8 protein-coding genes are annotated in these 8652 nt (G+C 72.9%); 5 read left to right on the top strand and 3 right to left on the bottom strand.

Features of this window, described 5'->3' with window-relative positions:
* Positions 1 to 347: 347 nt before the first annotated feature.
* Positions 348 to 917 carry a hypothetical protein gene (locus tag AB0G63_RS06240; protein WP_360745051.1) on the bottom strand — a complete coding sequence of 190 codons (570 nt, stop codon included), beginning with the start codon at positions 915 to 917 and terminating at the stop codon, positions 348 to 350.
* Positions 910 to 1707 (bottom strand): alpha/beta fold hydrolase, encoded by a 798-nt coding sequence (locus AB0G63_RS06235; protein WP_360745149.1) that lies wholly within the window; start codon positions 1705 to 1707, stop codon positions 910 to 912. The genes AB0G63_RS06240 and AB0G63_RS06235 overlap by 8 nt, the downstream gene beginning before the upstream one ends.
* Positions 1708 to 1839: 132 nt before the next feature.
* On the opposite strand from AB0G63_RS06235, the gene AB0G63_RS06230 reads away from it, so the two are divergent.
* The 5 genes from AB0G63_RS06230 to AB0G63_RS06210 all read left to right on the top strand — a co-directional run bounded on the left by AB0G63_RS06230 (position 1840) and on the right by AB0G63_RS06210 (position 6775).
* Complete coding sequence (locus AB0G63_RS06230; RefSeq protein WP_360745048.1) at positions 1840 to 2598, top strand: lysophospholipid acyltransferase family protein; 759 nt, start codon at positions 1840 to 1842, stop codon at positions 2596 to 2598.
* 35 nt (positions 2599 to 2633) lie between these two features.
* Positions 2634 to 3911 carry a DUF5931 domain-containing protein gene (locus tag AB0G63_RS06225; RefSeq protein WP_360745045.1) on the top strand — a complete coding sequence of 426 codons (1278 nt, stop codon included), beginning with the start codon at positions 2634 to 2636 and terminating at the stop codon, positions 3909 to 3911.
* A complete protein-coding gene (locus AB0G63_RS06220) occupies positions 3908 to 4585 on the top strand; it encodes a response regulator transcription factor (RefSeq protein ID WP_360745042.1) in 678 nt (225 codons plus the stop codon). Before AB0G63_RS06225 ends, AB0G63_RS06220 begins: the two co-directional genes overlap by 4 nt.
* 80 nt (positions 4586 to 4665) lie before the next feature.
* Entirely contained in the window at positions 4666 to 5691 is a 1026-nt protein-coding gene (locus AB0G63_RS06215; protein ID WP_360745039.1) for a 6-phosphofructokinase, read from the top strand.
* An 88-nt stretch (positions 5692 to 5779) separates the two neighbouring features.
* A complete protein-coding gene (locus tag AB0G63_RS06210) occupies positions 5780 to 6775 on the top strand; it encodes a 2-hydroxyacid dehydrogenase (protein ID WP_360745036.1) in 996 nt (331 codons plus the stop codon).
* Here the strand turns inward: AB0G63_RS06210 and AB0G63_RS06205 are convergent.
* Complete coding sequence (locus AB0G63_RS06205; protein ID WP_360745033.1) at positions 6727 to 8607, bottom strand: anthranilate synthase family protein; 1881 nt, start codon at positions 8605 to 8607, stop codon at positions 6727 to 6729. The two genes, AB0G63_RS06210 and AB0G63_RS06205, sit on opposite strands and share 49 nt — an antisense overlap.
* Positions 8608 to 8652: the final 45 nt, after the last annotated feature.

Here is an 8652-nt window from a genome sequence, read left to right as displayed (position 1 = left end):
CGTGCCGCGCTGTGGTGGCTGGTTGCGTGGTTCCTCGTGCCCCTTGGGGGGCGGCCGCTGAGGCTTCCGGCGGGCTGAGGGGTGTTGTGCTGGGCGTGGCGGGCCGTGCTGTTGGTTGCGTGCCGCGCTGTGGTGGCTGGTTGCGTGGTTCCTCGTGCCCCTTGGGGGGCGGCCGCTGAGGCTTCCGGCGGGCTGAGGGGTGTTGTGCTGGGCGTGCCGGGCCGTGCTGTTGGTTGCGTGCCGCGCTGTGGTGGCTGGTCGCGTGGTTCCTCGCGCCACTTCGGGGCGCACCGCTGCGGACTTCGCCCGGCCCGCTCGGAGTCCCGGAGCCCAGCCGGAGACGGGGCTCACACGACGGCGCCGCGGCCTGGGTCGCCGTCGTCCTCGTCGTCCGTCTTCATCCGCGTCACCAGCGTGGTGAAGCCGCCCAGGAAGCCGCCGATGCCGAGCGTGGCGAGCCACCAGGTCATGTCCCAGCCGAGCAGCACCGCCAGCAGGAGCAGGACCGGGCCGCCGATCACCGCCAGCCAGGCGAACTTCGCGGTCGCGTCGGCGGCGGGCAGCGGCGGCGGCTCCGGCGGGACGAAGTGGCCCTCGTCGTCCTCCTCGAAGTCGTCGTCGGACGCCTCGGGGACCGTGTGGTCCCGCGGGCCGACGCCCGGTGCGAAGGCCACCGACGCGCCCAGCGGCTTCGCGGGCTCGTCCTTCTTCGGCGGGTCGTCACCGCCGTCGCCGTCGTTCGTGACGGTCTCCAGCAGTGCCAGGTCCTCGACCGACTTGAAGGGCTTGCTGCCCGGCGGGTCCGGAGGCTCCTCGCCGTACCCCGCGACGATCGCCGCCCACGCGGCCTCCTCGTCGAACGGCACGCCCTGCTCCTCCGGCTCCCGGTCCTCCCGGTCGGAGTCGTGCTCAGCCACCTGCCGCCGTCCCTTCGTTGCCCACACCGGTCTCCTTGCCGACACCGGTCGCGAGCCGGCCGATGAACGCGAGGCTCTCCGCGAAGATCCGGTCCGCGTCGTGGTCCAACGTCGCGACGTGGTAGCTGTGTTCCAGCAGGATCTCCGTCACGTCCAGCGAGGAGACGCGGCCCAGGATGCGCGCCGAGTCGGCCGGCGGCACCACGTGGTCCTGCGGGCTGTGCAGCACCAGCAGCGGCTGGGTGACCTGCGGCAGCTCGCCGTCGACCAGCCGGAAGAAGGCGCGCAGGGAGTGCGCGGCACCCAGCGGCACCCGGTCGTAACCCAGCTCGGTACTGCCCTCCTTGGCGATGTCGCTGGCGATCCCCTTCGTCGAGCGGACCAGGTGGCGGACGACGGGGAGGGCGTGGGCGGCCAGGCCGTGCATCCGGTTCGCCGGGTTCACCAGCACCAGGCCGCGCACCGCGTCCCCGTGCTTCGCGGCCAGCCGCAGGGCCAGCGTGCCGCCCATGGACAGGCCCGCCAGGAACACCTCCGAGCAGCGCTCCAGCAGGCCGCGCAGCTCCCGGTCCACCTCCGCGTACCAGTCCTGCCAGCCGGTGAGCTGCATGTCCTCCCAGCGGGTGCCGTGCCCGGGCAGCAGCGGCAGCGAGACGGTCAGGCCGCGCGCGGCGAGATGCTCCGCCCAGGGGCGCAGCGACTGGGGGGAACCCGTGAAGCCGTGGCAGAGGAGGACTCCGACCTCGCCGCCCTCGTGGCGGTACGGCTCGGCTCCAGGAAGGACCGGCACCATCGGTCTCCTGTTCGTGGAATGGGGCTGGCACTTGGCATTGCAGGACCTTCACCGTACGCGACGGCACCGACACCGACCAGGCCCGTCGACGCCTTCCGGACGGGCCGGGTTAAGGTCTGACCCACGGACATGGGAGGCACTCGGTTGTTGTACGGCGCGATGAAGGTCGCCATCGGGGGACCGCTGAAGGTCACCTTCAGGCCCTGGGTCGAGGGACTGGAGAACATTCCCGCCGAGGGCCCCGCGATCCTGGCGAGCAACCACCTCTCCTTCTCGGACTCGTTCTTCCTGCCCGCGGTGCTGGACCGCAAGGTGACCTTCATCGCGAAGGCGGAGTACTTCACCACGCCCGGCGTGAAGGGCCGGCTGACCGCCGCCTTCTTCAAGGGCGTCGGCCAGCTCCCGGTGGACCGCTCCGGCGCGCGCGGCGCGGGCGAGGCGGCCGTCAGGAGCGGCATCGAGGTCCTTCAGCGCGGTGAACTGTTCGGCATCTACCCGGAAGGCACCCGCTCGCCCGACGGCCGCCTCTACCGCGGCAAGCCCGGCGGCCTCGCGCGCGTGGCGCTGGCGACCGGTGCCCCGGTCATCCCCGTCGCCATGATCGACACCGAGAAGATCCAGCCGCCGGGCAAGGTGATGCCCAAGCTGATGCGGCCCGGCATCCGCATCGGCAAGCCCCTGGACTTCAGCCGCTACCAGGGCATGGAGCACGACCGTTTCGTGCTGCGCGCCGTGACGGACGAGGTCATGTACGAGATCATGAAGCTCTCCGGCCAGGAGTACGTCGACATCTACGCGACCGCCGCCAAGCGGCAGCTCGCGGAGGCGGCGAAGGCCGGGAAGGAACAGGCCAGGGAACAGGCCAGGAAGGACAAGTCCGGGGCGTGACGCCCCGGGCCCGTCCTGGCCGGGGGGTGGGGGACGTGCCGAAGCGCGAGCGGGTCGTGAGGATGTCGGTCGAGCAGCCGCTGTGGCGTGCGCTGACCGCCTACCGGGTGCTGACCATGCTGTACGCGGTCGGCCTGTTCGTCACCGTCTACGACCGCTACGACCGCCCCGCCGTCGCCATCGCCTTCTACGCCGTCCTGTGCGTGTGGACGCTCGCCACCCTGCCGCGCGTGCAGAACGCGGCCGCCTGCACCAAGCGCTTCCTGGCCGTCGACCTCGCCATCGCGCTCACCGGCATCGTGCTCACCCCCCTCGCCGTCAGCGAGCAGCACATCGACGACGGCGGCCCGACCCTGCCGTCGATATGGACCGCCGGCTCGGTGCTCGCCTACGCCATCAAGGGCGGCTGGCGCTGGGCCGCGTTCGCCTCCACCCCGGTCGCCGCCGCCAACCTGATCGAACGCGGCAGCCCGGCCCGCGACACGGTCCACAACGTGATCCTCGTCTGGGTCGCCTCCATCGCCATCGGCTACGTCGTCGAGGTCGCCCGCGCCTCCGAGCGCACCCTCGCCCGCGCCCTGGAGATCGAGGCCGCGACCAGGGAACGCGAGCGGCTCGCCCGGGACATCCACGACAGCGTCCTGCAGGTGCTGGCCATGGTGCAGCGGCGCGGCGCGGTCATCGGCGGCGAGGCGGCGGAACTGGGCCGGATGGCGGGCGAGCAGGAGGTGGCGCTGCGCACGCTGGTCTCCGGCGGGCTGCTGCCGGCGCCGCGGGTGTCGGCGGACGCCGCCGCGGGGGCGCTCGTGACGGCCGTCGACGAGCCCGACGGACCGGACGGGCCCGGCGAGAACGGCACCGTCGACCTGCGCTCGCTGCTCGCCCCGTACGCCGGCGCCAGGGTCAGCCTCGCCGAGCCGGGCGCGCCGGTGTCGCTGGCGCCCGCGGCCGCGCGGGAACTGGCCGCGGCCGTCGGCGCGGCCCTGGACAACGTCCGCCGGCACGCCGGGGAGCACGCGCGCGCGTGGATCCTCGTCGAGGACGAGCCCGGCGAGGTCGTGGTGACCGTACGGGACGACGGGCCCGGCATCCCCGAGGGGCGGCTCGCCCAGGCGGAGGGGGAGGGCCGGCTCGGCGTGGCCCTGTCGATCCGGGGCCGGCTGCGCGACCTCGGCGGCTCCGCCGAGGTGATCTCGGTGCCCGGGCAGGGCACGGAGGTGGAGCTCACGGTGCCGAAGCACGCGAAGGGCGCGAAGGGCGCGAAGGACGCGAAGGACGCGAAGGACCCACGGGGGAAGGCGGAACAGCGATGAGTGAACAGCAGGACGCGATCAGAGTCATGGTGGTCGACGACCACCCCATGTGGCGCGACGCCGTGGCCCGCGACCTGGCCGAGTCCGGCTTCGACGTGGTCGCCACCGCGGGCGACGGCGAGCAGGCCGTGCGCCGCGCCAAGGCCGCCGCGCCCGACGTCCTGGTGCTCGACCTCAACCTGCCGGCCAAGCCGGGCGTGCAGGTGTGCAAGGAACTCGTGGGCCACGACCCGGCGCTGCGCGTGCTCGTGCTGTCCGCGAGCGGCGAGCACGCCGACGTGCTGGAGGCGGTGAAGTCGGGCGCGACCGGCTACCTGCTGAAGTCGGCGTCCACCGAGGAACTGCTGGACGCGGTGCGCCGCACGGCCGTCGGCGACCCGGTGTTCACGCCCGGCCTGGCCGGCCTGGTCCTCGGCGAGTACCGGCGCCTGGCCGCCGATCCCGCGCCCGCCGCGGACCCCGGCCGGCCGGACGCCCCACGCCTGACCGACCGCGAGACCGAGGTGCTGCGGCTGGTCGCCAAGGGCCTGAGCTACAAGCAGATAGCCGAACGCCTCGTCATCTCCCACCGCACCGTGCAGAACCACGTCCAGAACACCCTGGGCAAGCTCCAGCTGCACAACCGGGTGGAACTGGTCCGCTATGCGATCGAACGGGGGCTGGACGACGAGTGAACCGGCCTCCGCGAGCCGGGCGACGCCGATAGCGTGGAGCCACGAGAAACGGAAGCTGGGGCGAAGGGACGGGGAGATCCATGCGTGTCGGAGTGCTCACCGGAGGCCGTGACTGTCCGGGCCTGAACGCCGTGGTGCGGGCCGTCGTCCGCAAGGGCGTGCAGGAGTACGGCTACGACTTCGTCGGCTTCGTGGACGGCTGGCGCGGCCCCCTCGAAGGGGACACCGTCACCCTCGACATCACCGCCGTGCGCGGCACCCTGCCCCGCGGCGGCACCCTCCTCGGCACCTCGCGCACCCACCCCCTGGAGCACCCGGACGGCGTCCGCCGCATCCGGGACAACCTCGCCAAGCTCGAGGTGGAGGCCCTCATCACGATCGGCGGCCGGGACACCCTCGGCACGGCGGCCGTCCTCGCCCAGGACCACGGGCTGCCCTGCGTCGCCGTGCCCAAGACCATCGACAACGACCTGCACGGCACCGACCGCACGGTCGGCTTCGACACCGCCGTCGGGGTCGCGACCGCGGCCATCGACCGGCTGCACACCACCGCCGAGTCCCACAAGCGAGTGCTCGTGGTGGAGGTGATGGGCGGCGAGACCGGCTGGATCGCCGTGCACTCCGGCCTGGCCGGCGGCGCCAACGCCATCCTGATCCCCGAGCAGCCCTTCGACGTGGACCAGGTGTGCGCCTGGGTCACCTCCCGCTTCCGCGCGTCGTACGCGCCGATCGTGGTGGTCGCCGACGGCGCCGCCCCCCGGGACGGCAAGCCGGTGCTCACGCCGGTGGCGGGCCCCGCCTCCGGCGTGCGGCTGTCCGGCGTGGGGGAGTGGCTGGCCCAGGAGATCGAGCACCGCACCGGCAAGGAGGCCCGCACCACGGTCCTCGGCCACGTCCAGCGCGGCGGATCACCCAGCCCCTTCGACCGCTGGCTGGCCACCCGGTTCGGCCTGCACGCCGTGGACGCCGTCCACGACGGCGACTTCGGCACGATGGTGGCCCTGCGCGGCACGGACATCGTCCGCGTCCCGATCACCGCGGCGGCGGCCGGCCCGAAGACGGTCGACCCGGCGCTGTACGACGAGGTCAGCGTGTTCTTCGGCTGACCACCGGAACCGGATCCGGCATATACGCCGGGCATATATTCGGTGGGGTGCCCCCGGCAGAGGGGCGCCCCAGCAGAACGGAGAAGTCGTGGAGATTCTCGCCTTCGGCGTCCAGGCGGACGAGAAGCCCCTGATCGAGCAGGCCTTCCGGGGCCACCACGAGGTCCGCTGCCTGGACGTCTTCCTCAACCAGGACACCGCCCCCATCGCCTCCGGGTACGAGATCATCTGCACCAGCGTCAACTGCGCCCTGGACAACCACGTGCTGCAGACCCTGGCGGTCGGCGGGACGCAGATGATCGCCCAGCGCTCCACCGGCTTCAACAACATCGACCTCCCGGTCGCCGAACGCCTCGCCATGACGGTCGCCCGGGTGTCGTACTACTCGCCGTACTCCGTGGCCGAGTTCGCCTGGACGCTCGCCATGGCCGTCAACCGCCGCATCGTCCGCGCCTCCATCCGCACCCGCGACTTCGACTTCCGCCTCAACGGGCTGATGGGCCGCGACATGCACGGCCGCACCGCGGGCGTCCTCGGCACCGGCAAGATCGGCGAGGCGTTCGCCCGGATCGCCCACGGTTTCGGCATGCGGCTGCTCGGCTGGGACGTCGCCGAGAACCCGGCCTGCGTCGAACTCGGCATGGAGTACGTCTCCAAGGAGCGCCTCCTCGCCGAGTCCGACCTGATCACCCTGCACGTGCCGCTGATGCCCGCGACCCAGCACCTGATCGACGCCGACGCGCTGAAGACGATGAAGGACGACGCGATCCTGGTCAACTCCAGCCGCGGCGGCCTCATAGACACCGCCGCCCTCGTCGCCGAGCTGCGCGAGGGCCGCTTCACCGGCGTCGGCCTCGACGTGTACGAGGCGGAGGCGGGCCTGTTCTTCCTCGACAAGTCCCTCCAGGCCATCGAGGACGACACCCTGGCCCGCCTGGTCACCTTCCCCAACGTCCTGGTCACCTCCCACCAGGCGTACTACACCGTGGACGCCGTCCGGCAGATCATCGACGCCACGGTGCGCAACGTCCTGGACTACACGGAGGGCCGCCGCTCCGAGAACGTGCTGGTGCCGCGCAGCTGACCCATCAGCCGGCCGACGACGGCCGCGCCGTCGAGGGTGAGGACGGACTCGGGGTGGAACTGCACGCCGGCGAAGCCGGGCCCGCGCAGGGCGTGCACCTCCCCGCCCGCGGTCCGCGACACCTCCACGCCGTGCGCGGCCAGCTCCTCGGCCGCCTCGTCGTCGCAGCGCGCCACGAAGCTGTTGTAGAAGCCGACGGTCTCGCTGCGCCCGAACAGGTCGATCGTCGTCTGCGCCCCCTGGTACGGCACCTCCTTGCGTACGATCTCCAGCCCCAGCTCGGCCGCGATCAGCTCGTGCCCGAGACAGACGCCGAGCACGCCGTGCCGGTGGTCGCGCACCACCCGCGCGGTCAGGTCCCGCAGGAAGCGCATCTTGGGGTCGGCCAGGTCGGACGGGTCGCCGGGGCCGGGGCCCAGCACGACCGGCCCAGGATGCGCGAGCACCGCCTCCCGCAGGCCGGGCTCGTCGTAACGCCGGACGGTGACCTCCAGCCCACCGGAGCGCAGCACGTGGGCGAGCATCGCCGTGAAGGTGTCCTCCCCGTCGACGACCAGGGCGTGGCCCTCGAGCTCGTCCGACCGCTCCTGCATCCGCAGCCAGAACGGCGCCAGCGACGCGCGGCGTCCGTCCAGCGCCGCCCGCACCCGGGGGTCGTCGGCCAGCCGGGGGCGGGTGCGCTCCGACCGGGGCCGGGGCGGCCGTACGCCGAGGGCCGCCAGCACGCCCGCGGCCTTCGCGTGCGTCTCCGCGACCTCACCCGCCGGGTCCGACCCGCGCACGAGCGTGGCGCCTACCGGCACCCGCAGCCGCCCCTCGGCGTCGATGTCGGCGGTGCGGATCAGGATGGGGGAGTCGAGGGTCTGGGCGCCGCCGGAGTCCCGGCCGAGCAGGGCCAGCGCGCCGGCGTAGTAGCCGCGCCCGCCTGCCTCGTGGCGCTCGATGACCCGGCAGGCGTTCTGCACGGGCGAGCCGGTGACCGTCGCCGCGAACATGGTCTCCCGCAGCACCTCCCGGACGTCCAGCGAGGACTTCCCGCGCAGCTCGTACTCGGTGTGCGCGAGGTGCGCCATCTCCTTCAGCCGTGGCCCGACGACGACCCCGCCCCGGTCGCCGACGGTGCACATCATCTTCAGTTCCTCGTCGACGACCATCGACAGCTCCTCGATCTCCTTGCCGTCGGCGAGGAAGCCGAGCAGGTGCTCGGGGGAGGGGCCCTCGGCCGGATACCGGTAGGTCCCGCTGATCGGGTTCATGACGACGGTGCCGCCGGACATCCGCACGTGCACCTCGGGACTCGCGCCGACCAGCGTCCGGTCCCCGGTGCACACGACGAACGTCCAGTACGCGCCGCGCTCCCCCTCCAGCAGGCGCCGGAACAGGGCGAGGGCGTCATCCCGGCGGAAGCCCGGGATCTCGCCCTGGTACGTCCGCCGGATCACGAAGTTCGCGCCCTCGCCGCGCCCGATCTCCTCACGGAGGACACGCCCGACGATCCGCGCGTACTCCTCGTCCGGCACGTCGAAGCCGCCGCCGCGGACCTCGACGTCGTGGGCGGGGAGCTGGGCGAGCGCGGCCTCCAGCGGCAGGACGTGCGTCTCCTCGGGCCTGAGCACCGCCAGCGGGGTGCCGTCGTCGCGGACGTCGAAGCCGCGCTCGCGGATCTGCCGGAACGGCACGAGCGCGAGGCCCTCGTCGGGGAGGTCGGCGAGGCGGTCGTGCACCGTGACCGGGCCGAGCAGCAGCTCGACGACGTCCTGGTCGTGGCCGGGGGTGCGGCGGCGCAGCAGGGCGAACGGGCGGGGGTCGTGCAGCAGGTCCGTCAGGTTCATGGGTCCGTGTCCTGTCCTTCTCGGTCTCGATCGACGGAGAGGAAC

This window comes from Streptomyces sp. NPDC020996 (assembly GCF_040641355.1).
Taxonomy (GTDB): Bacteria; Actinomycetota; Actinomycetes; order Streptomycetales; family Streptomycetaceae; genus Streptomyces.
This window is presented reverse-complemented; position numbering and strand designations above follow the sequence as displayed.